This is a genomic window from Thalassospira australica (genome assembly GCF_044790785.1).
GTDB classification, from domain to species: Bacteria; Pseudomonadota; Alphaproteobacteria; order Rhodospirillales; family Thalassospiraceae; genus Thalassospira; species Thalassospira australica_A.
The window spans coordinates 2,143,780-2,166,541 of sequence record NZ_CP085258.1; the positions used below are offsets into that span (position 1 = coordinate 2,143,780).

Sequence of the window (22,762 nt, forward strand, 5' to 3'; positions counted from 1 at the left end):
GTATCGGATCGATAAATTGGTAAACCAATACCGAATAACCGTTTATTTTGCGATGCAGCCGGAAAACGGGCGCGCAGCTATATGACAGGGAGCCTGAAATGTCTATCGAACCCGTGCTTGATCCCCACAAACTGGTCAAGGAACTTGATGGCCGTCACCTGATCGACGGGGAACTGGTACCGGCCAGGAATGGCAGAAATTTTGACGTATTGAACCCGGCAACCGGCAAGGTCATCGCGCAGGCTGCCGATGGTGACGCCGATGACGTCGATTTCGCGGTTTCGGTGGCAAAGAAGGCCCAAAGGGATTGGGCGAACCGCCCTGCCCGCGAACGCGGCAAGCTGGTGGCGGAATGCGGACGTGTCCTGACCGGGCATGTCGAGGAACTCGGCCGGATGGTGGCCCTTGAGTCCGGCAAGGCGTTGCGGACGGAAAGCCGGGTCGAGGCATCGGTCCTTGCCGACATGTTCACCTTCTTTGGTGGCCTTGCCTCGGAACTGAAGGGGGAAACCATTCCGTTCAACCCGAACATGATGACCCTGACGACGCGTGAACCGGTTGGCGTTGTCGGTGCGATCATTCCGTGGAACGTGCCGCTGCTCCTGATGGCGATCAAGGTCGCCCCGGCGTTGGTGGCGGGCAATACCGTTGTCGTCAAATCGGCAGAAGACACCCCCTTCACCGTCCTTCGCGTCTGTCAGATCATGCAGCAGATTCTGCCAAAGGGTGTTCTGAATATCCTTTCCGGTTTTGGTCCGGGATGCGGCGGCCCGCTGGTGGCGCACAAGGATGTCAAAAAGGTATCGTTTACCGGATCGGTCGAAACCGGTCGCACGGTTTACCGGGCAGCAGCGGAAAAACTGATCCCGGTCACGCTGGAACTGGGTGGCAAATCGCCGATGATCGTGATGGGTGATGCCGATCTGGACAAGGCCATCGCAGGCGCAATTGGCGGCATGCGCTTTACCCGTCAGGGCCAGAGCTGCACGGCGTCGTCGCGCATTCTGGTGCATGAAAGCCTGCATGACGCGTTTGTCAGCCGTCTTCTCGAAAAGGTCAACACCCTTAAAATGGGTGATCCGCTGGACGAGGAAACCGATATCGGCACCATCATCAATCGCAAACAGCGCGACAAGGTGTGCGGTTATATCGAGATCGGCGAACAGGAAGGTGCCACCAAAAACGAGCTCAGCGCCCTTCCGACCGATCCGGCACTTACGGACGGCATGTTTGTCCGCCCGGTCGTGTTTACCAATGTCAAACCCGATGCCCGGATTGCCCGCGAAGAAATCTTTGGCCCTGTTGCCTGCGTGTTCAGGTTCAAAACCTTTGACGAGGCAATCGAACTGGCCAATGACAGCGACTTTGGCCTTGCCGCAACCGTCTGGACCAAGGACCTTAAAACCGCACTGAACGCAACCAAACGGCTCGAAGCGGGCTTTGTTCAGGTCAACCAGAACCTTGTCGTGCAGCCAAACCTGTCATATGGCGGCGTCAAGCTTTCGGGTCTTGGCAAGGAAGCATCGCTTGAAAGCATGCTTGAACATTTCACGCACAAGAAAACCATCATCATGAATATGGAATAAGCCTGCCTGCGATCCAAAACCGGCCGGGTTGCAAATGTTGCAACCCGGCTTTTTTGTTTGCAAACTTGACCTTGCGCGCCTAATCCGCAAAGCTGCGTCACGATTAACGATCCATAACCCGAAAGAATATGGCTATGTCTGCTTGCTTTGACATCCTCGCATCGCATCCCCGCCCGACGCTTCGTGCCGGTGCGATGGCCATGATTATCGGGATTTCCGACCTGCGAATGTGATCCCTGTCATCCGCGGATGACAGGCTTGGTTAAACATCCGAATTTTGCCCACACATGATAAAATGCCAGCACGCCAAACATAAGGGCGACTGGCCGCAGGAGTATGGAAATGACCGTTTCCTATCACGACATCGTACGCGCATCCGGCTTGCTTGAAGGTATCGTCAGCAAAACGCCATTGGTAAAATCGCAAACACTTTCAAGAATTTGCGAGGCGGAAGTTCATCTGAAACTTGAAAACCTGCAATATACGGCATCCTTCAAGGAACGCGGTGCCTATGTCAAACTTGCCAGCCTGACGCCCGAAGAACGCGTAAAGGGCGTCATCGCCGTATCGGCGGGCAACCATGCACAGGGTGTCGCCTATAACGCCAAACGCCTTGGCATTCCGGCAACGATTGTCATGCCGAAAAACACCCCCTTTACCAAGGTGCATCACACCCGTTCACACGGGGCGGAAGTTGTCCTTAAAGGCAATGTGTTCGCCGAAAGCCTTGAAGCGGCATCGAAAATTCAGGAAGAACGCGGCCTGACCTTTGTTCACCCGTTTGATGATCCGCACATTATTGCCGGCCAGGGAACTGTTGGACTGGAAATCCTTAATGATGGTGTGGATATTGATACCATTATCGTGCCGATTGGCGGCGGCGGCCTTGCGGCCGGTATTGTTACGGCCATCAAGGCCCGACGCCCCGATATCGAGGTGATCGGTGTCGAAACCAAGCTTTATCCTTCCATGTATGAAGGCATCAAAGGCTTGCCGCTTTCCGGTGGTGGCGTGACGATTGCCGAAGGCATTGCGGTCAAGCAACCCGGTGGCCTGACCCTCGAAATCTGCAAGGAAAAGCTTGATGATGTTCTGCTGGTCGAGGAAAGTTCGATCGAGCGCGCCATCCAGATGCTGATCGAGATCGAGAAAACCGTTGTCGAAGGTGCCGGTGCGGCCCCTCTTGCGGCCCTGCTTGACCATCATGACCGCTTCAAGGGCACGAAGGTCTGCATGATCGTCAGTGGCGGCAACATCGATACCCGCCTTCTGGCGCAGGTTCTGATGCGTGGCATGGCGCGTGAAGGTCGCCTTGTCCGCGTGCGTATCGAAATCCCGGATGTGCCGGGCGCACTTGCAACCATCAGTGCGCTGATCGGTGACGCCGAAGCCAACATCATCGAAGTGTATCATCAGCGCCATTTCTATGACGTTCCGGCCAAACAGACCGATGTCGATATGGTGTTGGAAGTGCGTGATACCGCCCACGCAGAACAGGTGATCACGAAATTGAAAGGGGCCGGATTTGGCAGCCGCCTTCTGGGCAACACATCACTTGACTAAAAGCATTGAGGCCAGCGACCGTGTAGCGCGTCGTTGGCCCTTCGTTCATTTCCCAAGGGAGTGATAGCGGCCACCATAATAAAGAAGCGGATTACCGGTATTGCCCATCGCGATATCCTGCACATGACCAACAATGATGCTGTGGTCTCCGCCATCGTGAATTGCATGTCGCTTGCAGGAGAATGTCGCAAGATTACCGATCAGTTTTGGTACACCATGACAGTCATCCTCGAAAACAAGGTCTTCCCAGCGGTCCTGAACCGGGGATGAAAACAGGTCAGACAGGTCGCGCTGATCCCGATTAAGGATATTGATGCAGAAACGGTCACATTCACCTGCAAACAAGGAATGCGTGGCTGCGCGCTGGTCCACCGAAAAAAGAACCAGGGCAGGATCCAGCGACACCGAAGCAAACGAGTTGATTGTGATCCCAGCTTTTGCGCCATTCTTCGCCCGTGCCGTCACAACTGCAACACCGGTTGCAAATTGTCCCAGACAGTCCCGAAAATCGCGCGATGAAAATGACATATTGAAGAATGCTCTTGCTGATAAAACCTATTAGACATGCCCTGCGTACAGGATGAGGGAAAATGGCGGGAAAAACTTGCGCTGTCAAATTCCAGGCAGCAGCGTTTTAAACGCTATCTTAATAAGATTAAAAGTTAATATGGATCATATAGTTGCAGGTATAGTATCCCAAAATCAGCCTATACGGAATGCGCTGGGCCGTTTCAGGGTGAGTCGCTTGTGATAGTTTATGGGGTAACGGGGAATACATAATGTTTCTGATTATTGGTTACGTTGTCGTAATCGGTGCCGTTCTGGGTGGTTATCTTCCGCATGGTGAATTCGGCGTGCTGGTTCAGCCGCTTGAAATTCTGATCATCTTTGGTGCGGCTTTCGGCACGTTTCTGATTGCCAACCCCTTGAGCATCCTGAAACGATCCATTTCTTACACGATCCGCGCCCTCAAGGGCCCCAAGAAAAAAGCGGCATATCTTGAACTGCTGATCTGTCTTTATGCGATTTTCCGGCTTGCGAAATCAAAGGGGGACCTCGCCCTTGAAAGTCATGTCGAGAACCCGGAAAGTTCAAGCCTGTTCGGTAATTTCCCGGGTGTCACACATGACCATCATGCGCTTGAATTCCTGTGCGACTATTTGCGCCTGCTAACACTTGGCACGACCAATGCCTATGAGCTTGAGGCCGTCATTGATCAGGAACTTGAAGCACACCACGAAGAAGAACACATGGTTCCCGATGCAATCCAGACCGTGGGCGATGCCCTTCCGGGTCTTGGCATCGTTGCGGCTGTGCTTGGGGTGATTGTCACCATGGGATCGGTGACCGAACCGCCGGAGGTTTTGGGGGGCCTTATCGGTGCAGCCCTTGTCGGGACATTTCTTGGTATTCTGGCGTCATACGGTTTTGTTGGCCCAACATCGGCCATCATCAAAAAGACACTCGATCAGGACGCAAAATTCTATAGCTGCATGAAAGCCGCCCTGATTGGTCATATGCAGGGATATGCGCCGCAGGTTTCCGTCGAATTTGCCCGTAAAACACTACCTCATGACATACGCCCAAGCTTCAAGGAGCTTGACGATGCCCTGCAAAATGCCCCAACAGCCTGATAGAAAAAGAATTTCAAGCATCACTCAATAACCGGGATCCGCGCATAGAATGCCTGATATCGTCATAAAGAAAATCAAAAAAGGCGGACATGGCGGCCATCACGGCGGTTCATGGAAGGTGGCCTATGCCGATTTCGTGACAGCGATGATGGCGTTCTTCCTGTTGCTTTGGCTGCTTAGCAGCGCGACCGAGGAACAGCTTCAGGGCATATCAAACTATTTCACCCCTGAAACCATTTCACAAAGCGAGTCAGGCTCCGGCGGCATTCTTGGCGGACAAAGTCTGGTTGAAGAAGGTGCATTGCGTTCCGAGATGGGCGCGCCAACGGTGAGCATTGATATTCCACCGGTCAAAACACCCGAAGAAATTGCAGAACAACGTCTTGCAGCCCAAGAAGACGAGGAATTCAAAGAGGCAGAGGAAGAACTGCGCAAGGCACTGGAAAGCACACCGGACCTTCAGGAACTGGCGAAAAATATCAGGATCGAAGAAACCGACGAGGGTCTTCGTATTCAAATTCTCGACGAAGACGGCACCGCCATGTTCCCGAGCGGCAGTGCCGTTATGGCCGAGCATACCAAACTTTTGCTGTCAAAGGTTGCCGAAGCCATCGAAGGCATGCCGCAGGATATCTCGATCGAGGGACATACGGACGCTGTCCCGTTTACAACGATCACCGGCTATAGCAACTGGGAACTGTCATCCGACCGTGCATTGGCAACCCGCCGCGAACTCGAAACGCTTGGTCTTGCGACCGGGCGTTTCGCCAAAGTTGCCGGACTGGCAGATACCGATCCGCTGGTGCCCGAAGCGCCGACCAATGAACGCAATCGCCGCATCAGTATCACATTGCTACGCGGCACCGGTGAGCGCCCCTCCCCTGACGGGGAATCTTCCACGCAAGACGGCACATCCCGGCCTGCATCCGAAACCGATACAGAAAGCACGCCGCCGCCATCCTCGACCAATGGCCCGTCGACGCCACGTCGCCCAAGCTTCTCTGTACCGTCAAACCGCTAGACAGCTCTCTGGCGAATTCGAACAATCATCGGGTTCGCCCTTTAAACCGTCATGATTTATACCTAATCTCATAATATCAGAAGAACCTCCGGAACCGGGGCAAAGACGGGAAATGACAGTCAATCAAAGACGGCTGACACAGCATTACTTCATGACGGCACCGATGCCCTGCCCCTATCTTTCCGGGCGGTTCGAGCGCAAGCTGGTGACCGAGCTAAGAGGGCCCGAAGCCAATAATGTTCATGACCTGCTGTCGCGTGCCGGTTTCCGGCGCAGCCACTCTATTGCTTATTTGCCTGCCTGCTCGGAATGTGATGCCTGTGTTCCCGTACGTGTTCGATCAGCAGATTTTTGCACGACAAAATCTTTTCGCCGCATCATCACCAAAAACAATGACCTGATCCGTACAATCCTGCCTCCGACGGCAACCCAGGAACAATTTCAGCTATTCAGCCAGTATCAGGATGCCCGTCACGGAAACGGGGATATGGCCCGGATGGATGCCCGTGATTATCGGGCGATGATTGAAGACAGTACCGTCGATACGTCGATCTTCGAATACCGTCGCCCGGATGGCAGCCTCATTGCTGTTGCCTTGGTCGATAATCTCTCCGATGGCTTGTCAGCGGTTTACAGTTTTTTTGATCCGTCAGAACAACGGCGCGGGCTTGGAACTTTTATCATCCTCGATCTCATAAAAGAGTCCCAAATCCTTGAATTACAGCATGTTTATTTGGGCTACTGGATCGGGGAATGCCGGAAAATGTCCTATAAAATGCGCTTTCAACCGCTTGAAGGATTTCGCGGTGGAGCTTGGGTCAATATGCCGGATCAAGATGGCAACAGTGATTAGGCCATCCATCACTCACCCCACCACCACTAGACTAAAGCATAAGCACCCCACTCGATCGCCAGTTGCCACCCTCTCCTGACGAATATAAACTCTGCTTCAAAGTCGCGATGACGGCTTTGAATGAACAAAATCATGAGCTTGCATCTTTGGGAGGCTGTAATCTATGAAACGTCGCCAATTTCTTTCCGGCGCTGCGGTAGCCGGTGCGACTGCTGCTGTCGCATCCACCTTTGCCAAACCGGCTATCGCACAGGAAGTCCGTGAATGGCGTATGGTCACAACGTGGCCAAAAAACTTCCCGGGTCTGGGGACCGGGGCTAACCTTCTGGCTGAATACATCAACAAGGCATCAAACGGCCGCATGAAGGTGTCCGTTTTTGGCGCTGGCGAAATCGTTCCCGCGTTCGAGGCCATTGACGCGGTTGGTAACGGTACTGTCGAGATGGGCCATGGCGCCCCCTACTACTGGAAAGGCAAAGTCGATGCCACCCAGTATATCGCGGCCATGCCGTTCGGACTGAACGCTCAGGAACAGAACGCATGGTTCCAGTGGGGTGGCGGTCAGGAGCTTGCCGACAAAGTCTATGCAGAACTGAACTGCAAATTCTTCCCGTCCGGCAATACCGGCACCCAGATGGGCGGCTGGTTCAACAAGGAAATGAATACGATTGACGACTATAAAGGTCTGAAAATGCGTATTCCGGGCCTTGGCGGCGAAGTTGTCAAGGCTGCTGGCGGTAACGTTGTGAACCTTCCGGGTGGTGAAATTCCGCCCGCATTGCAGTCCGGCGCGATTGATGCAACCGAATGGGTTGGTCCTTATAACGACCTGGCATTCGGTCTCTATAAATCAGCCAAGTTCTACTACTATCCGGGCTGGCACGAACCGGCGACCGTACTTGACAACTTCATCAACCTTGATGCCTGGAACAGCCTTCCCGATGACCTCAAGGCGATTGTCGAGCAGGCCAACCGTGCCGTGAACCAGATGGTTCTGTCGGAATTCACCGCACGTAACAACCAGGCTCTGCAAACCCTGCGCGACAAGCACAATGTCGATGTTCGTCCGTTCCCGGACGACATTCTGACAAATCTTGGCGCATTGTCGGGCAAGGTTCTGCGTGACCTCGTTGCGTCTAACCCACTCTCGCAGGAAGTCTTTGAAAGCCTGATCGCGTTCCGTACCCAGTCGATTGGCTGGTCGAAATTCTCGGAATCGGCATTCGCCCAGGCACGTATTCTGCCGTTCAAATACTAGGTTTTCAGCGATTGAAAGCACAAAGGGGTCGGCATTTGCCGACCCCTTTTTTCTTTTCCACTTAAAATCAGAACAAAACACCGGGTAGCCAGGTCGCAAGAAACGGAAATGCACCAACAAGGCAAAGCCCGAGAAGCTGAATCAGGACGAACGGGACAATCCCGCGATAGATGTCCCAGGTCTTGATCGCAGCCGGAGCCACCCCACGCAGATAGAACAGGGCAAAACCGAATGGCGGTGTCAGGAAGCTGGTCTGCAGGTTGATGGCAATCATCACGCCAAGCCAGACCGGATCGATATCCATCTTGAGCAGGATCGGGCCAACGATTGGCACTACCACAAACACGATTTCAATGAAATCGAGGAAGAAGCCCATGACAAACATCAGCAGCATAACAACCAGCATGGCGCTGAAAACACCACCCGGAAGGTTATGCAGCAGTTCTTCGACAAGGTGATCCCCGCCAAGGCCCCGGAAGACCAGCGAGAATACTGACGCGCCCAGCAGGATTACGAACACCATCGCACTAACCTGCACAGTCTGACGAACGACATAGCGAAGAACATCCCATGACAAGCGCTGATACAAGGCAGCAAGCACCATCGCGCCAATACTGCCGAATGCAGCAGACTCGGTCGGTGTCGCAATACCGGTCAGGATCGAACCGAGAACCGCAACAATAAGCAGCGCAGGAGGCAATAAGGCGCGCAGAACCTCTCCCCACAAGCCTTCTGGTCGCTTGTCCGTTACCAACGCCGGGGCCGCCTTCGGATCAATGAAGGCCTGAACGATAATCCAGCAGATGTAAAGCCCGACCAGAAGCATGCCCGGAATAAATGCACCGGCAAACAGATCCATCACGGAAATCGGTTCCGGCGCCCAGTTACCCAGAGCACGCTGCGCTTCCGCATAGGCCCCCTGAAGGATATCGCCGAGTAAAACGAGAACAATAGACGGTGGAATGATCTGGCCCAAGGTCCCGGATGCACAGATTATGCCTGTCGACAGCCTGGGATTATATCCGGCCTTTTGCATCGCCGGCAAACTAAGCAAACCCATCGTCACAACAGTCGCCCCGACAATCCCGGTCGAAGCCGCCAGCAGCATACCGACGATTACAACCGAAATACCAAGGCCAGCACGCATCGTACCGAACAACATTCCCATGGTTGTCAGAAGCTTTTCCGCAATCCGGGCGCGTTCGAGCATAACCCCCATAAAAATGAACAGCGGGATCGCAACATAAAGTTCGTTGGTCATTACGCCGAAATAACGCGACGGCAATGATCCCAGCAAAGGCATATCAAAAACACCGAGTGCATCGCCGAGCAACGCAAAGGCAAGCCCCGTCCCCGCCAGGGAAAATGCGACCGGAAAACCGAGAAGAAGAACGCCGCAGGCTACTGCGAACATTACAAGGCTAAGAATTTCCCCCGACATCAAACGCCCTCGTGCTTTTCTTCTTTGATTTCAAATTCGCGGTGGCCGGCCAGAACCAGAATGCTTCGCGCTGCCAACGACATCCCCTGAATGAACATCAGGGTGCAGAAAATCAAAATGACTGTTTTGTACAGAAATAACCCAGGTAACCCGCCGGTTTCATGCGATCCCTCAAGGCGGAGCCAGCTGGTCATCACATAAGGATAACTGTAAATCACAACCATTGTGATCACCGGTAGCAGCAGGAAGACAGACCCGAACAAATCAACCCATGCCTTGTAGGGTTGCGACGCCGGGCGATAAAAAACATCTACCCTTACATGCCCTTCGTGAAGAAGCGTATAGCCCGCCCCAATCATGAAAATGATACCGTAAAGCCACATGTAGCTTTCCTGCATCGAAACCCAGCCGACGGCAAATCCGTATCGCAACGTCGCCACCAGAAATGTGACGACAACCATCGGAATTACCAACCAGGCAACACCGCGTCCGATCCAGTCATTCAGACCATCGGCAAGGCGGACAAATCTCGAAAGAAACCCCACTCTTTCTGCCTCCTATACATTTTTTGGTATTTTTGTCTGGCAGAAGAATTCTGCCTTTGGACGCCAAGCTTGCAAGCGACCATTGACCGTTGCGACTGTATACAGACAATTCAGGCAGCGTTTCACACCATATTTTTATGCTCACAAATAATTTTATGCTGTTTAAACAGCATAGGATTCATATTTGATGTACATACTTGGTGCTTAAAATTATGCAATCCCTTATAAAATCATACTAATCAAATCGACTGGCTTTTTCTGAAAATAAATACCCTGTCTGTATAATATTTATGGAACAAAATTTTATCCTATTGATAAATTTTAAAACAAAACGTAGCCAAGTGCCCGGACGGAAATCGATATCGACGAAAGGCATCTATAATGACACGTCTGTTGTTTATCGGCGCTGGCAGGATGGGCAGCGCAATAATCAGTCGCCTGATAACTTCGGGTGACATGAAGCTCGATATTTCAATCTGCGACCCATATTTTTCACGCGGAACGAACCCCGCTCTCGACAAGGTTTCCGCAATCTATCCAACACTGGAAGCAGCCGAAATTGACGGACCATTTGATGTTATCGTTCTGGCGATCAAGCCCCAGCTGTTCGGCAAACTGGCCCATTTGCTGAAGTTGGTAACGACACAACATAGCCTTGTCATATCGGTGATGGCGGGGATTGCCGTTGATGCCATCCGGCACACGCACGATTACAGCGTTGTCCGGACGATGCCGAACATTGGTGCCGCACACGGTCACTCCGCAACAGCATGCTTCGCCGGACCATATGTCACAGAAGCCGGAAGAACACTGGCAACCCGGATCATGGAAAAAATCGGGTCAGTATACTGGGTCAAGGATGAAGAGTTGCTTCATGCGGTCACTGCTGTTTCAGGCAGTGGTCCGGCTTATTTCTTTGCGTTCGTGGAAGCGTTGGCCAACGCCGGGAAAGACCTTGGACTATCACCTGAACTCGCAAAAAACCTTGCAATTGATACGCTTCAGAGTGCATCCGCCTCTCTGCAGCAAATGCGCGATCCATCATTGCTCCGCGATGCCGTTACCAGCCCATCAGGTACAACCGCAGCAGCATTGGCGGCCTTTTCTTCGAATAACGATCTTTCAAATCTCGTCAGTCGCGCGACACGAGCTGCCAACGCCAGATCGATCGAACTGAAATAAGCCTGCTTCGCAAAAAGCCTGCCAACTCGGGGGAAACCGTTCACCAATGACGGTTTCCCTTTTTTATTCTTCATTTCATTCTTTCAAAATTCCCAGTGAATTTAACTTTCTGATACTGAAAGGCAGTTTTTTTGACTGAAACAAAGGTAGAATTTCTCGGATTTTCATATATGAAACGTCCATGAATGGATATTCATGCTGACTTCTTACTTTAATTTTGTAGTGGCAATATAATTATCTATTTTAAACACCCCAAACATCATTTTTATCTGACTGAAAAATAGTTATTTGTACTTTATTTCGCATTTGCAGCATGTCGACCTTCTCCGTAGTTTTAGTCCACTGTGTGAAAATCGGAAAAACACAGAATTTTTGGGTACTTACCTAAACAGGGAGACTGCATTTCATGAAAAGACGTCAATTTCTAAGTGGTGCCGCAGTTGCCGGTGCAACGGCGGCCCTTGCATCCGGTTTTGCGAAGCCCGCCATTGCCCAAGGCGCTCGTGAATGGCGCATGGTAACCACGTGGCCGAAAAATTACCCAGGCCTTGGTACCGGTGCTGAATTGCTTGCCGAATACATTACAAAAGCATCCGAAGGTCGCCTTACCGTCAAGGTGTTTGGCGCGGGCGAGATTGTCCCCGCATTTGAGGCCATTGAAGCCGTCGGAACCGGTGCCGTGGAAATGGGCCATGGTGCCCCTTATTACTGGAAGGGCAAACTGCCCGCGACAGAATTTATCGCCTCAATGCCTTTTGGCCTGACCGCTCAGGAACAAAATGCATGGTTTTACTACGCTGGCGGTCAGGAACTTGCCGACAAGGCTTATGCCGAGCTCAACTGCAAATTCTTTGCTTCAGGCAACACCGCAGCGACCATGGGTGGTTGGTATAATAAGGAAATCAATAGCATTGAGGATTTCAACGGTCTGAAGATCCGTATTCCGGGCCTGGGTGGTGAAGTTCTCAAAGCAGCCGGAGCGAACGTTGTAAACCTTCCGGGTGGTGAACTCGCCCCTGCCCTGCAGACCGGCTCTATCGATGCCGTTGACTGGGTGGGGCCATACAATGATCTCGCTTTTGGTCTTTACAAATCGGCCAAATATTACGTCAATCCCGGCTGGTACGAACCGGCAACCGTGCTTGATAACTTCATCAACCTTGATGCGTGGAATGAACTCCCTGATGATTTGAAGGCGATCGTCGAAGCCGCTAACAAGGCCGTAAACGTAATGGTCATGTCGGAATTCACCGCCCGTAACAATGACGCGCTCAAGACACTTGTCGACAAGCACAATGTGGAACTTCGTCGACTGTCTGACGACACCATTCTGGCACTTGGTAAATTGACAGGCGAAGTCCTGTCTGACGTTGCAAGTCGTGATCCGCTTGCCAAAGAGGTATTTGACAGCCTTGTCAAATTCCGCACCCAGTCCGTTGCCTGGTCGAAAATTGCCGAAGGCGGTTTCATGCAGGCACGTGCGATGGATTACCCGTTCCCGGGTTAATCCAGTCTCGTGGTTTGCCCGAACCTTTGCCGAGAATCAGAAAAGGTCGACAATCCCGTCGACCTTTTTTCCGACCATCAGCACCTGCTTCAATAAAAAAGACGCCTAAAACAGGCGTCTTTTTCAATTACATGCGCAATTGGCTACTTGAACAACACGTCCGGTAACCAGGTTGCCAGGGCCGGGAATGCGGCCACAAGACCAAGTCCAAGAAGCTGGATTAGGACAAACGGGACAATCCCGCGATAGATGTCCCAGGTTTTGATCGAAGGCGGCGCAACCCCGCGCAGATAAAACAGCGCAAAGCCGAAGGGTGGTGTCAGGAAGCTGGTCTGCAGATTGATGGCGATCATCACCCCCAGCCAGACCGGATCAATATCCATCTTGAGCAGGATCGGACCGACAATCGGCACAACGACAAACACGATTTCAATGAAATCGAGGAAGAAGCCCATGACAAACATCAGCAGCATGACAACCAGCATGGCGCTGAACACGCCCCCCGGAAGGTTATGCAGCAGTTCTTCGACCAGATGATCGCCCCCCAAACCACGGAAGACCAGCGAGAATACTGACGCGCCCAGCAGGATCACAAAGACCATTGCACTGATCTGAACAGTCTGGCGTGTCACATGGCGCAATACATCCCAGGACAGACGTTTATAAAACGCCGCCAGAATGACCGCACCAACACCGCCAAATGCCGCGGACTCTGTCGGTGTCGCAATACCGGTCAGGATCGAACCGAGAACCGCAACAATCAACAATCCCGGGGGGATAAGCGCACTTAACACTTCGCCCCAAAGGCCTTCCGGACGCTTGTCCGTAACAAGCGGCGGTGCAGATTTCGGATCAATAAAGGCCTGAATGATAATCCAGCAGATATAGAGCCCGACCAGAAGCATGCCAGGAATGAATGCACCGGCAAACAGGTCGATCACCGAAACCGGTTCCGGTGCCCAGTTGCCCAGCGAACGTTGGGCTTCGGCATAGGCTCCCTGAAGGATATCACCAAGCAGAACCAGAACAATAGACGGCGGAATGATCTGCCCCAGCGTACCGGATGCACAGATTACGCCGGTCGAAAGACGCGGATTGTATCCGGCCTTTTGCATCGCCGGAAGGCTGAGAAGACCCATCGTGACAACTGTCGCACCAACAATTCCGGTTGATGCTGCAAGCAGCATCCCGACCAGAACAACCGAAATGCCGAGACCGGCACGCATCGTGCCGAATAGCATCCCCATGGTCATCAACAGTTTTTCCGCTATGCGTGCCTTTTCCAGCATCACGCCCATAAAAACGAAAAGCGGGATCGCGACATAAAGCTCGTTGGTCATCACCCCGAAATAGCGGGACGGCAATGATCCCAGCAATGGCATGTCAAAAACACCCATTGCATCGCCCATCAACGCGAATGCCAGTCCGGTACCAGCCAGCGAGAATGCCACCGGAAAACCGAGAAGAAGAACGCCGCAGGCAACCGCGAACATTACAAGGCTAAGAATTTCCCCCGACATCAGACGCCCTCGTGCTCTTCTTCTTTGATTTCAAATTCTTTATGTCCGGTCAGCACGAGAATGCTGCGCGCGGCAAGCGACAGCCCCTGCAAAGCAATCAACACGCAGAAAACGAGAATAACCGATTTATAAAGGAACAAACCCGGCAGGCCGCCGGTTTCATGCGATCCCTCAAGGCGGAGCCAGCTGGTCATCACATAGGGGTAACTATAGACATAAACCATAATGATCACAGGCAGCAGCAGCAGCAGAGAACCGAAAAGATCGACCCATGCCTTGTAGCGCGCCGAAGCCGGACGGTAGAAGACGTCCACCCGGACATGGCCACCATGAAGCAGCGTATAACCGGCACCGACCATAAATACGATACCATGCAACCACATGTAGCTTTCCTGCATCGAAACCCAGCCGATGGAAAAACCGTATCGCAATGTTGCCACCAGAAATGTGATGATCACCATCGGGACCACCAGCCAGGCAACGCCACGTCCGATCCAGTCATTCAGACCATCAACGAAACGGACGAAACTCCCTAAAAAATTCACGCTAAAACTCCCACGCCCTTTTGAAATTCACAGGGAATTTGCGGGCTCCCTGTTAATCAGGATGCGAAGTTACATATTTACGTCTCAAAACGCTATAAATTTTGCCTGAATGCAGCTCTATACGCGATCCGGGGCAAAACAGCGCGAAGCCCCCCCCCCCCCCAATAAACCAAAGGGGATAACGACATCACTGTCATTATCCCCTTTCGATTCAGGCTATCCCTTTCGGGAAGGAAACCCTATTCGAATTTGTTCGAGCGCGGGAACCCGGTCGGAGGCATCCTGCCTGCTCCGGCACGTTTCCCAACCCATTCGGCAAGTTCGGTAACGGTGCGGGTACGCCCCTCGCTGCCGCCCATCGTCCAGCTCAACCCTTCTTCAAGGTTGAACAGGATCAGGTCGGCCATGCCGCCCTGACGGTATTTCTGCAGGATAACACCGCGTCCGCGGGTCATTTCCGGCACCTCGGCAACAGGATAAATCAGCAGTTTGCGGTTTTCGCCCAGAACAGCGACATGATCCTTGTCGACCGGAAGGCAGATTTTTGCCTCCTCGTCCTTGCCAAGGTTCAAAATCTGTTTGCCGTTCTTGGTCTGTGCAACCACATCGGCCTCGGCTACCTGGAATCCCCGCCCCGCCGAACTTGCGACAAGCAGGTTTCTGCCGGGCTTGTGGATGACCATCGCAACGATGTCATGTTCCTGCGGCAGATCGATGGTCAAGCGGATCGGCTCACCATGACCGCGTCCGCCCGGAAGCTTGTCACAGGACATGGTATAGCAACGCCCTTCGGTGCTCATGATCAGAAGCTTGTCCGTCGTGAACGCCTTCAGCGCAAAACGCCCTTCGTCACCGTCCTTGAATTTCAGGTCGCTCGTATCGGCGGTATGCCCCTTGAGCGCACGGATCCATCCCATTTTCGAACAGATCACCATAATCGGTTCACGCTCAATCAGGGCTTCCAGCGGAACTTCGATTTCTTCCGGCGCATCACCAATTACGGTACGGCGCTTGCCAAGGGCCGTCTTCTTGCCAAACTTCTCGCGCATCTCCTCGACTTCGTCGCGGATTTTTTCCCAACGCAGCGTTTCGCTGGCCAGAAGCGCTTCAAGGCCTTCTTTTTCTTCAGTCAGTTTCGCATGCTCGTTCTTGATTTCCATTTCTTCGAGCTTGCGCAAGGACCGCAGACGCATATTAAGGATCGCATCCGCCTGAACCTCTGTCAGGCTGAAGGTCGTCATCAACGAAACCTTCGGCTCATCCTCGAACCGGATGATGCGAATGACTTCATCAAGATTCAGATAAGCAACAAGATAACCATCAAGGACTTCAAGGCGGTGATTGATCTTGGCCAGTCGGTGGTTCGATCGACGGATCAAAACATCCTGACGATGGGCAAGGAATGCACGCAAAACCTCACGCAAATTCATCACGCGCGGGGTGTTGTCACCATCCAGAACGTTCATGTTCAGGCCAAACCGGATTTCCAGCTCGGTATTCTTGAACAGCATTTCCATCAGATGTTCGGGCTCGACGGCCCGGGTACGCGGTTCGAACACCAGACGGATCAAATCGGTTGATTCATCACGAACATCGGCCAGAAGCGGTAGCTTTTTTTGCACCATAAGATCGGCAATACGCTCGACCAGTTTGGCTTTCTGCACCTGATAGGGAATTTCGGTGACGACGACCTGAAACAGACCGTGGCTAAGCTTTTCAACTTCCCACTTCGCACGCAGGCGGAAAGAACCACGGCCGGTAGCGTATGCTTCAAGGATGTTTTCGCGCGGCTCGACCAGAACCCCACCCGTCGGGAAATCCGGCCCCGGCACACAACGCACCAGTTCGGCAATCGACGTATCGGGATTGTCGATCAGCTTGATCAGACCGGCACATAATTCACCGGCATTGTGCGGCGGAATGTTGGTTGCCATACCGACCGCGATACCGGCCGCACCATTAGCTAGCAGGTTCGGAAATGCTGCCGGCATAACAATCGGTTCATGATCCTCGCCGTCATATGTCGGACGAAAATCGACAGCATCTTCATCAAGGCCATTCATCAGTGCCGCGGCAACTGCGGTCATGCGGGCTTCGGTGTAACGCATTGCCGCAGCGTTATCGCCGTCAATGTTACCAAAGTTCCCCTGCCCGTCGACCAGTGGATATCGAACGGCAAAATCCTGTGCCAGACGCACAAGCGCGTCATAGACCGACTGATCACCATGCGGGTGATATTTACCGATCACGTCACCGACAACACGGGCGCATTTCTTGAAACCCTGCGCCGGATCAAGCTTCAACTGGCGCATTGCATAAAGCAACCGCCGATGCACAGGTTTCAGACCATCACGCACGTCCGGAAGAGATCGAGACATGATCGTCGACATGGCATAGGCGAGATAACGTTCGCTTAATGCGTCGGCAAGGCGGGTTTCCCTGATTTGGCCGGCATTGACCGGATCGGAAGTCTTGGTGCTCATGAACGATTTTTCTTGTTGTTTGGCAGGTTGTAACCGGTTTGGCGACTGGTGCAGCATATCCACACCAGATCACCATTCGGGCAACATACTACGGTGGGTACGGTTCCGGTCAACACATGTCCGCATCAAAGTACGGTATTTATTTTTCGCCCGCGTCTGCAGATCGCCAGATATGGCTTACCAACCGGTCCCGGGCAGCAACAGGCTTCACACCTTTTGCCTCAAAAATGTCGCGATGAATGAAAAATCCGGTCAGTTTGAGCCCTTGGCGAAATTGTTCATTCAATCCCTGTTCGCGGCTACTTTGCGATGCCCGCCCACCGGCCAGAAAAGCCGGCAACGGCAACAAACGATCACGATATGCCGTGCCTGCGGCTTCGCAAACCGCCCGGCCACTTTTGGGGGAAACAAAACACAGATCATCCGTAACGTCGGTTGCCGCACAACGATCAAGGCTTAATCCATATCCAAGCTCGTCCAGCAATCCGACTTCCCAGCGAATATAGGATGCCAGCCATTGCTCGGTTTTAAGGCCGGAAAGAAGGGCAACCGTTCCATGATAAAGTGATGCATGTGCCTCGCGCTCGGGCAAGGTCACCTCAAGCATCGAACAGGCTGAACTCAGCGCCATCAGCGGCCCGGGCGACAACAGAAGGTCGGCCACATGCGCCCCGGTCAGCTCGCAGCGAAACTGTCCCAGATGCTCGGCCAATCGGGCCGACCACCCGACCCGGACTTCGTTTCCTGGCTCCAGAGTACCGCGCATCGATTTGCTGCTGGCACCGCGAACCATGCCGGCATGTCGGCCATAATCGCGCGTCAGAACCGAAAGCCGGACGGAATTTTCGCCAAGTTTGCGTGTGGACAGGACGATCGCATCATCACGCCAATCCATCCCGCTCTCCTAGAAGAACCCGCGCGGCAGGATCAGACGGGTCACAAGAAAGAAAAGCCCGACAAGACTGGATGCAAGGCAGATAAACGCGACAAGAAAGACAACACGCTTCAAACCATTGCTGCTTTCGACTTCGTTGATCGCATCGTCAATCGGATCATTCTGGCGTTGTGTCATCACGAAGGTCCACTTCCGGTAAGGCGCCACAACAATCCGAGTACGAAGGTGGCAACAGCGGCCAACAGGGCAAGCAAATTAACCGGACGCGAGAGAAATGATTTATCGCGCTCGATATGCTCGCCATCATCACGGTAACGGAACGGACGTCGGGCGACACGCGCAACGATCATTGCGGCGACGGCACCAACAACGATCAACACTATTCCCCACAAAGAACCGTTTTCCATATCCGCACCTGTTGGCGGGCCAAGCTGGCATCAAACTAACGTGAAAGACATCACGCGTTGGGGTCAAGTCCCCACATCGCAAATCGATTGGGATCATCGCCCCAATTCTCGCGTACTTTGACAAACAGGAACAGATGAACGCGTCGTTCGAAAATCGCCTCAAGTTCCTTTCGCGCGTCACTGCCAAGTGCCTTGATACGCTTGCCACCCTTGCCAAGGATGATGGCCTTCTGGCCTTCGCGCTCGACAAAAATCGTCTGCTCCAGCTTGACGGAACCATCCTTGCGCTCTTCCCACAATTCGGTTTCGACCGTCGCGGAATAAGGCAGTTCCTGCTGAAGCTGATAGTAAAGTTTTTCGCGCGTTATTTCGGCTGCCAGCAAACGCAATGGCATGTCCGAAACATCATCTTCCGGGAACATCCAGGGGCCATCAGGCATTTTTGCCGCAAGGAAATTCACCAGATCCTGCGTACCAGAACCCTTCTTTGCCGAAATCATGAAGACATCGGTAAAGACTTCCTCGGTGAAAAACTCTTGCGACAGGCGCAGAAGCTTTTCCTTGTCAGCCACCTTGTCAACTTTGTTCATCGCCAGAATAGCTTTGCGATTCTGTGATTTAAGCTGATCAATAATTGCCCGAACCTCGTCGGTGATCCCTGCCCCGGCATCGATCACCAGCACAACCAGATCGGCATCATCCGCACCGTTCCAGGCGGCCTTGACCATCGCGCGATCAAGACGGCGTTTCGGCGCAAAAATGCCCGGCGTATCGATAAACACCAGTTGCGCATCCTCGGTCATGACAATGCCGCGCACCCGCGTGCGTGTCGTCTGCACCTTGGGCGAAACGATTGAGACCTTGGTACCGACAAGCTGATTGAGCAGTGTCGATTTTCCGGCATTTGGCGCCCCGACGAGGGCCACAAAGCCACAACGCTGCTGATAAGGTAATCTGTCTTCGTTCACCGGTGTGGGAACCTCATTCATGGTTCAGTGTATCCAACATCAATTGGGCGGCCAGTTGTTCCGCCTCTCGTTTCGATTTACCCTCGGCCTTGACACTTTCTCCGTCTCCGGTGGTCAGCTCGATGGTAAAGATCGGGGCATGCGCAGGGCCTTGACGCCCGACCATTTCATATTTCGGCAGCGGCTTTCCCCGTCCCTGCAAAAGTTCCTGCAAACGGGTTTTCGCATCCTGTGGCGGTTTGGGCGCTTCATCCAGAAGCGGCATCCAAAGCCGTTCGATAAACTCACGGGCAGGCTCGAGCCCACCATCAAGATAGAGTGCGGCAATCACCGCTTCCATGCAATCAGATAAAATGGCGGGATTGGTGTCGGCACCCGCCGCACGTTCCCCTTTTGCCATCTGGATATGATCGCCAAGACCGATCTGCTGCGCGAGCCTTGCAAGCGTTTCGCGACGGACAAGCGCAACAAAGCGTTTGGCCATCGCGCCCTCGCGTTCACGTCCGAATTGCGTATAAAGCATCTCCGCAATAACCAGCCCCAGCACCCTGTCGCCCAAAAACTCCAGCCGCTCATTGCCACCACTCAACGCATCCTTGCCCTTTGCGGCACTACGATGCGTCAACGCAACCCGAAGCAGATCGGGTTGCGCAAATTCGTGATCAATTTCAGCAATCAACAGCGCAGTTTCGGCCATCAGTTGACCCCTTGGAACAACCGGTCAAACCGAATGCTGCCCAAGTCATAGATCGGCTGGGAACTGTCCTTTGAATAGAACAGGAATTCGGCTCGACCCACGAGGTTCTCGATCGGAACGAACCGGAAGCGTGACGGGAAGGCGCGGCTGTCGGCCGAATTGTCGCGGTTATCGCCCATCATGAAGAAATGACCCTCTGGAACGGTAAAGGGCTCGGTATTGTCGCTTGGCCCCTGATCGCCAAAGATTTCGAGAATGCGGTGCACCTTCCCGTTCGGAAGGGTTTCAATATATTGCGGAACGGCAATCGCCTGCCCGCTGCCATCTGTCAGGATATAATCCTCGATCCGGTCGCGTTCGACCGTTTCGCCGTTAATCAGCAAACGACCATCGGTGACCTGAACCGTATCGCCCGGCAGACCGATAACGCGTTTGATATAATCCTGCGACGGATCAGCCGGTAATTTGAAAACAACCACATCGCCACGTTCCGGCTCGGACGACATAATGCGTCCCGGGATCAGCGGCACACTGAACGGCAGGCTGTGCTTCGAATATCCATAGGAAAATTTCGACACGAACAAATAGTCGCCAACCAGCAAGGTCGGGATCATTGAACCGGATGGAATGTTAAACGGTTCGAAGGCGAAAGTCCGAACCAGAAGCGCGATCACAATGGCCCAGAAAACGGTTTTCAAGGTGTCCAGAATTCCACCCGTTTTCTTCTTTTGCACTAGCTTTTCCATTCAGTATCTAAACCAATCACTTTTTGCCAATCAATCGGCCGAAATTACCACGACCGCATTCGCCAACGGGTATTCGTCTGTCAGCGTTACATAAACTGATGCAACTTTTCCCGCTGGCGTCAATTCTTCAAGTCTTTTCAGTGCACCGTCAATCAGGACCATGTCGGGTTTGCCGCTTGGCTGATGCACAACCCCCATCGTGTTGTGATACACGCCGCGGCGAAATCCGGTGCCCAACGCCTTGGAGCAGGCTTCCTTGGCCGCAAAGGACATCGCCAGCGACGATGCTGTCCGATGCGGTCGGCGTAAGGCACGTGCTATCTCGATCTCGGTAAAAACACGTTTCATGAAACGTTCACCGTGACGTTCCAGCGCTGTTTCAATTCGCCGGATATCACACAGATCGGTGCCAATGCCAATAATCATTATGCGACGCCATTTTTCTGGCGGGCCACACCCATCAACCGGCGCATTTCGGTAATGCTGTTTTCGAGACCGGTAAACACCGCCTCTCCAATCAGAAAATGGCCGATATTAAGCTCGGCAATTTCCGGCATTGCCGCAATCGGCGACACGGTATCGAAACTCAGCCCGTGCCCTGCATGAACTTCAAGTCCGATGCTGGCACCATAACGAACCGCATCGCGAATACGTTCAAGTTCGCGATCGCGTACATCCCCAACCGCATCGCAATAGGCACCCGTATGGATTTCAACGACCGGCGCACCAAGGTGCTTTGCGGCATCAAGCTGCGTTTTTGATGCCTCGATAAACAGCGACACACGAATGTCGGCGGCACCCAGTTCGGACACATATCTGTGCAGATGGTTGTGACCGCCTGCCGCATCCAGTCCGCCCTCGGTTGTGCGTTCCTCACGTTTTTCCGGAACGATGCAGGCGGCATGGGGCTTTGCCGCAATAGCAATACCCAGCATTTCATCGGTTGCTGCCATCTCGAAATTCAGTGGAAGATCAATTTCCGCGCGCAACCGTTTGATATCCTGATCCGAAATATGGCGCCGATCTTCGCGCAGATGGGCGGTAATTCCGTCTGCACCTGCTTTCGCCGCCAATACCGCGGCCCGGACCGGATCAGGATGCACCCCGCCCCGCGCATTGCGGATCGTTGCCACATGATCGATATTTACACCCAGTCTCAGCTTCGCGCTCATTGTCTGTCGTCCTGCTTTTTGGTAGCGTGAGCCGCAGCCGTCCCGATTTTCTTTTTCGCACTTTCAAGCATTGGGCCAAGCCCGTGGCGTTCGGATGTTTTCATCCGGCGCAGAATGCGATTGTGACGATAAATGGTAACGGCCCGACGCACAGGGAAGTAAAACAGCATCCAGACGACAAGTGAAGTGGGAATACAACCAACCATCATCGGCCAGATAATATCGACAATACTGTCCCAAAGCTGTCCGAGCACTGCCTGATCGGCCATATCCCAATTGCCAAAAATCAGGCCGCCACCGATATAATTCAGCCCCATGACCACAAAATCCCAGAGAACCGCCATATTGAAATGGACGGTATCGGTCGCAAGGTCGGTGCCGAGAATCCAGTTACCGCAAGTATAAAGCCACAACCAGATAAACGGAAATGTCCAGGGATTGCCAACGATTGTACCAAGTAAAGACGCAACCAGATTGCTTCGTGTCAATATGCTGAAAAGCGCCGACAGAACAAAGTGAAAGCCGATAAACGGGGTAAAGGATACCGCTGCCCCGATGGCAAACCCGGAAGCAATGCTATAGGGCGTGCCGGGAAGACGGGCGACCCGATGGGCAAAATAGCGCGAAGATCTGCGCCAGCCCCCGCGCGGCCAAAGCACATTTTTTATGCGTTCAAAGGATGTTGGTTTGATGCGGCGCCGGAACATGCAGGATCAATTCATAGGCCAAACGGGAAGGT

General features: G+C 53.1%; 23 protein-coding genes. 8 read left to right on the plus strand and 15 right to left on the minus strand.

Features of this window, described 5'->3' with window-relative positions; translation table 11 throughout:
• The first annotated feature begins 98 nt into the window (after nt 1–98).
• Both LG297_RS10290 and LG297_RS10295 read left to right on the plus strand, forming a co-directional pair.
• On the plus strand, nt 99–1,586 hold the full coding sequence (locus LG297_RS10290) for an aldehyde dehydrogenase family protein (RefSeq protein WP_404426810.1): 1,488 nt from the start codon (nt 99–101) through the stop codon (nt 1,584–1,586).
• A 342-nt stretch (nt 1,587–1,928) separates the two neighbouring features.
• Nucleotides 1,929–3,149 carry a threonine ammonia-lyase gene (locus LG297_RS10295; RefSeq protein ID WP_404426811.1) on the plus strand — a complete coding sequence of 407 codons (1,221 nt, stop codon included), beginning with the start codon at nt 1,929–1,931 and terminating at the stop codon, nt 3,147–3,149.
• Nucleotides 3,150–3,194: 45 nt separating this feature from the next.
• Here LG297_RS10295 and LG297_RS10300 read toward each other — a convergent pair whose 3' ends face one another.
• Nucleotides 3,195–3,677 (minus strand): flavin reductase family protein, encoded by a 483-nt coding sequence (locus tag LG297_RS10300; protein WP_404426812.1) that lies wholly within the window; start codon nt 3,675–3,677, stop codon nt 3,195–3,197.
• A 251-nt stretch (nt 3,678–3,928) separates the two neighbouring features.
• Here LG297_RS10300 and motA point away from each other — a divergent pair, with 251 nt between their 5' ends.
• The 4 genes from motA (at nt 3,929) to LG297_RS10320 (ending at nt 7,915) form a co-directional block, all read left to right on the plus strand.
• Complete coding sequence (gene motA, locus LG297_RS10305) at nt 3,929–4,783, plus strand: flagellar motor stator protein MotA (RefSeq protein ID WP_404426813.1); 855 nt, start codon at nt 3,929–3,931, stop codon at nt 4,781–4,783.
• 49 nt (nt 4,784–4,832) lie between these two features.
• Nucleotides 4,833–5,804 (plus strand): flagellar motor protein MotB, encoded by a 972-nt coding sequence (locus tag LG297_RS10310; RefSeq protein WP_404426814.1) that lies wholly within the window; start codon nt 4,833–4,835, stop codon nt 5,802–5,804.
• A gap of 112 nt (nt 5,805–5,916) precedes the next feature.
• On the plus strand, nt 5,917–6,657 hold the full coding sequence (locus LG297_RS10315; RefSeq protein ID WP_404426815.1) for an arginyltransferase: 741 nt from the start codon (nt 5,917–5,919) through the stop codon (nt 6,655–6,657).
• Nucleotides 6,658–6,820: 163 nt separating this feature from the next.
• Nucleotides 6,821–7,915, plus strand: coding sequence for a TRAP transporter substrate-binding protein (locus tag LG297_RS10320; protein ID WP_404426816.1), 1,095 nt, complete (start codon nt 6,821–6,823; stop codon nt 7,913–7,915).
• 67 nt (nt 7,916–7,982) lie between these two features.
• Here the strand turns inward: LG297_RS10320 and LG297_RS10325 are convergent, their stop codons facing one another.
• Nucleotides 7,983–9,356, minus strand: a complete 1,374-nt coding sequence (locus LG297_RS10325) for a TRAP transporter large permease subunit (RefSeq protein WP_404426817.1) — start codon at nt 9,354–9,356, stop codon at nt 7,983–7,985.
• Nucleotides 9,356–9,901: a TRAP transporter small permease subunit gene (locus LG297_RS10330; RefSeq protein ID WP_404426818.1), complete on the minus strand. Its 546-nt coding sequence runs from the start codon at nt 9,899–9,901 to the stop codon at nt 9,356–9,358. The genes LG297_RS10325 and LG297_RS10330 overlap by 1 nt, the downstream gene beginning before the upstream one ends.
• 381 nt (nt 9,902–10,282) lie before the next feature.
• Between LG297_RS10330 and proC the strand changes: the two genes are divergently transcribed.
• Both proC and LG297_RS10340 read left to right on the plus strand, forming a co-directional pair.
• Nucleotides 10,283–11,083, plus strand: a complete 801-nt coding sequence (proC, locus tag LG297_RS10335; RefSeq protein ID WP_317338517.1) for a pyrroline-5-carboxylate reductase — start codon at nt 10,283–10,285, stop codon at nt 11,081–11,083.
• A gap of 406 nt (nt 11,084–11,489) precedes the next feature.
• Entirely contained in the window at nt 11,490–12,590 is a 1,101-nt protein-coding gene (locus tag LG297_RS10340; protein ID WP_317338519.1) for a TRAP transporter substrate-binding protein, read from the plus strand.
• A gap of 143 nt (nt 12,591–12,733) precedes the next feature.
• On the opposite strand, the gene LG297_RS10345 is transcribed toward LG297_RS10340, so the two are convergent.
• From LG297_RS10345 to LG297_RS10400, 12 genes are all read right to left on the minus strand, one after another.
• Nucleotides 12,734–14,110, minus strand: a complete 1,377-nt coding sequence (locus LG297_RS10345; protein WP_404426819.1) for a TRAP transporter large permease subunit — start codon at nt 14,108–14,110, stop codon at nt 12,734–12,736.
• Nucleotides 14,110–14,655 carry a TRAP transporter small permease subunit gene (locus tag LG297_RS10350; protein WP_404426820.1) on the minus strand — a complete coding sequence of 182 codons (546 nt, stop codon included), beginning with the start codon at nt 14,653–14,655 and terminating at the stop codon, nt 14,110–14,112. Before LG297_RS10350 ends, LG297_RS10345 begins: the two co-directional genes overlap by 1 nt.
• A 239-nt stretch (nt 14,656–14,894) precedes the next feature.
• Entirely contained in the window at nt 14,895–17,138 is a 2,244-nt protein-coding gene (parC, locus tag LG297_RS10355) for a DNA topoisomerase IV subunit A (protein WP_404426821.1), read from the minus strand.
• Between the two features lie 139 nt (nt 17,139–17,277).
• Nucleotides 17,278–18,033: a DNA repair protein RecO gene (gene recO / locus LG297_RS10360; protein ID WP_404426822.1), complete on the minus strand. Its 756-nt coding sequence runs from the start codon at nt 18,031–18,033 to the stop codon at nt 17,278–17,280.
• Nucleotides 18,034–18,042: 9 nt separating this feature from the next.
• Nucleotides 18,043–18,210, minus strand: coding sequence for a hypothetical protein (locus LG297_RS10365; RefSeq protein ID WP_404426823.1), 168 nt, complete (start codon nt 18,208–18,210; stop codon nt 18,043–18,045).
• A complete protein-coding gene (locus tag LG297_RS10370) occupies nt 18,210–18,440 on the minus strand; it encodes a hypothetical protein (protein ID WP_404426824.1) in 231 nt (76 codons plus the stop codon). Before LG297_RS10370 ends, LG297_RS10365 begins: the two co-directional genes overlap by 1 nt.
• A 50-nt stretch (nt 18,441–18,490) precedes the next feature.
• Entirely contained in the window at nt 18,491–19,429 is a 939-nt protein-coding gene (gene era / locus LG297_RS10375) for a GTPase Era (RefSeq protein WP_404426825.1), read from the minus strand.
• Complete coding sequence (gene rnc / locus LG297_RS10380; protein ID WP_404426826.1) at nt 19,422–20,105, minus strand: ribonuclease III; 684 nt, start codon at nt 20,103–20,105, stop codon at nt 19,422–19,424. The genes era and rnc overlap by 8 nt, the downstream gene beginning before the upstream one ends.
• A complete protein-coding gene (gene lepB, locus LG297_RS10385; RefSeq protein ID WP_404426827.1) occupies nt 20,105–20,851 on the minus strand; it encodes a signal peptidase I in 747 nt (248 codons plus the stop codon). Before lepB ends, rnc begins: the two co-directional genes overlap by 1 nt.
• 30 nt (nt 20,852–20,881) lie before the next feature.
• Complete coding sequence (gene acpS / locus LG297_RS10390) at nt 20,882–21,277, minus strand: holo-ACP synthase (protein ID WP_404426828.1); 396 nt, start codon at nt 21,275–21,277, stop codon at nt 20,882–20,884.
• Nucleotides 21,277–22,023, minus strand: a complete 747-nt coding sequence (locus LG297_RS10395) for a pyridoxine 5'-phosphate synthase (RefSeq protein ID WP_404426829.1) — start codon at nt 22,021–22,023, stop codon at nt 21,277–21,279. Before LG297_RS10395 ends, acpS begins: the two co-directional genes overlap by 1 nt.
• Nucleotides 22,020–22,682 (minus strand): DUF2062 domain-containing protein, encoded by a 663-nt coding sequence (locus LG297_RS10400; RefSeq protein ID WP_404426830.1) that lies wholly within the window; start codon nt 22,680–22,682, stop codon nt 22,020–22,022. Before LG297_RS10400 ends, LG297_RS10395 begins: the two co-directional genes overlap by 4 nt.
• Between the last annotated feature and the right edge of the window lie 80 nt (nt 22,683–22,762).